Genomic DNA, 2500 nt, shown 5'->3' on the forward strand with positions numbered 1-2500 from the left:
CTGAGGGAACCTTTGGGCGCCTCCGTTACTCTTTAGGAGGCAACCGCCCCAGTTAAACTACCCATCAGGCACTGTCCCTGATCCAGATCATGGACCTAAGTTAGATATCCAGTACGACCAGAGTGGTATTTCAACGTTGACTCCACAGCCACTGGCGTGACCACTTCACAGTCTCCCACCTATCCTACACAAGTCGAACCGAACACCAATACCAAACTATAGTAAAGGTCCCGGGGTCTTTCCGTCCTGCCGCGCGTAACGAGCATCTTTACTCGTACTGCAATTTCGCCGAGCCTATGGTTGAGACAGTAGAGAAGTCGTTACGCCATTCGTGCAGGTCGGAACTTACCCGACAAGGAATTTCGCTACCTTAGGATGGTTATAGTTACCACCGCCGTTTACTGGGGCTTAAATTCTCAGCTTCGCCGTGAAGCTAACCGGTCCTCTTAACCTTCCAGCACCGGGCAGGCGTCAGTCCATATACATCGTCTTGCGACTTAGCATGGACCTGTGTTTTTAGTAAACAGTCGCTTCTCCCTGGTCTCTGCGACCAAAACATGCTAGCCCGCAAGGGGCTTCACACACCTCGGTCCCCCTTCTCCCGAAGTTACGGGGGTATTTTGCCGAGTTCCTTAACCATAGTTCGCTCGATCACCTTGGTATTCTCTACCTGACCACCTGTGTCGGTTTGGGGTACGGGCCGCTCAGAGCTCGCTAGAGGCTTTTCTCGACAGCATAGGATCACTCTACTTCGCCTCAATCGGCTATGCGTCAGGTCTCAGATTAACGATCCCGCGGATTTGCCTACGGAACCTACCTACACCCTTACACCAGTATTACCACTGACTGGCGGAGCTACCTTCCTGTGTCACCCCATCGCTTAACTACTAACGGTTCGGGTCACGCGCTCCTCGCCGCCAGCCCGAAGGCCGGCATTGGATTGGGCGTTTAGCATTACCGCGCTCGCTATTGGCGCTCTTTCGCGGGTACGGGAATATCAACCCGTTGTCCATCGGCTACGCCTGTCGGCCTCGTCTTAGGTCCCGACTCACCCTGGGCGGATTAACCTGGCCCAGGAACCCTTGGTCATTCGGTGGAGGAGTTTCTCACTCCTCATTCGCTACTCATGCCTGCATTCTCACTCGTGTAGCCTCCACGGCTGGTTTACACCGCCGCTTCACTGGCCACACGACGCTCCCCTACCCATCCACACTCCTGGACCACAAGGGCCGAGATATATATGTGAATGCCGCGGTTTCGGTGGTGTGCTTGAGCCCCGCTACATTGTCGGCGCGGAACCACTTGACCAGTGAGCTATTACGCACTCTTTAAAGGGTGGCTGCTTCTAAGCCAACCTCCTGGTTGTCTGGGCGACTCCACATCCTTTCCCACTTAGCACACGCTTTGGGACCTTAACCGGCGATCTGGGCTGTTTCCCTCTCGACAATGAAGCTTAGCCCCCACTGTCTCACTGCCGCGCTCTCACTTACCGGCATTCGGAGTTTGGTTGATTTCGGTAAGCTTGTGGGCCCCCTAGACCATCCAGTGCTCTACCTCCGGTAAGAAACACGCGACGCTGCACCTATATGCATTTCGGGGAGAACCAGCTATCACGAAGTTTGATTGGCCTTTCACCCCTACCCACAGCTCATCCCCCAGGTTTTCAACCCTGGTGGGTTCGGACCTCCACGACGTCTTACCGTCGCTTCATCCTGGCCATGGGTAGATCACTTCGCTTCGGGTCTAGAGCATGCGACTCAATCGCCCTATTCGGACTCGCTTTCGCTACGGCTTCCCCACACGGGTTAACCTTGCCACATACCACTAACTCGCAGGCTCATTCTTCAAAAGGCACGCCGTCACCTTCCCACAAGGGGTCAGCTCCGACGGATTGTAAGCACACGGTTTCAGGTACTATTTCACTCCCCTCCCGGGGTACTTTTCACCTTTCCCTCACGGTACTAGTCCGCTATCGGTCACCAGGTAGTATTTAGGCTTAGCGGGTGGTCCCGCCAGATTCACAGCGAATTTCACGGGCTCGCTGCTACTTGGGATCCCACTCGGGAGAAATCATGTTTTCGTCTACGGGAGTCTCACCCTCTACGCTTGGTTTTTCCAATGCCATTCGACTAACACGACTTTTTCTTACTCCCTGGAATCTCGGCAGAGAAACCTGAATGGTCCCACGACCCCGATCACGCAACGCCTGCCGGCTATCACGCGCAATCGGTTTAGCCTCATCCGCTTTCGCTCGCCACTACTAACGGAATCGCGGTTGCTTTCTCTTCCTGTGGGTACTGAGATGTTTCACTTCCCCACGTTCCCTCCACATGCCCTATGTGTTCAGGCATGGGTAACACGACATGACTCGTGCTGGGTTTCCCCATTCGGAAATCCTCGGATCTCAGCTCGGTTGACAGCTCCCCGAGGCTTATCGCAGCCTCCTACGTCCTTCATCGGCTCCTGGTGCCTAGGCATCCACCGTGTGCTCTTCATAACT

1 rRNA gene (cut by a window edge) is annotated in these 2500 nt (G+C 54.8%); it reads right to left on the reverse strand.

What is annotated here, in order from left to right:
- Positions 1–2500: ribosomal RNA gene (locus ABIB25_RS29020) — 23S ribosomal RNA — on the reverse strand; its annotated part runs 5 nt beyond the window's last position; the annotation flags it as partial.

Source organism: Nakamurella sp. UYEF19 (genome assembly GCF_040546275.1).
Lineage (GTDB): Bacteria > Actinomycetota > Actinomycetes > Mycobacteriales > Nakamurellaceae > Nakamurella.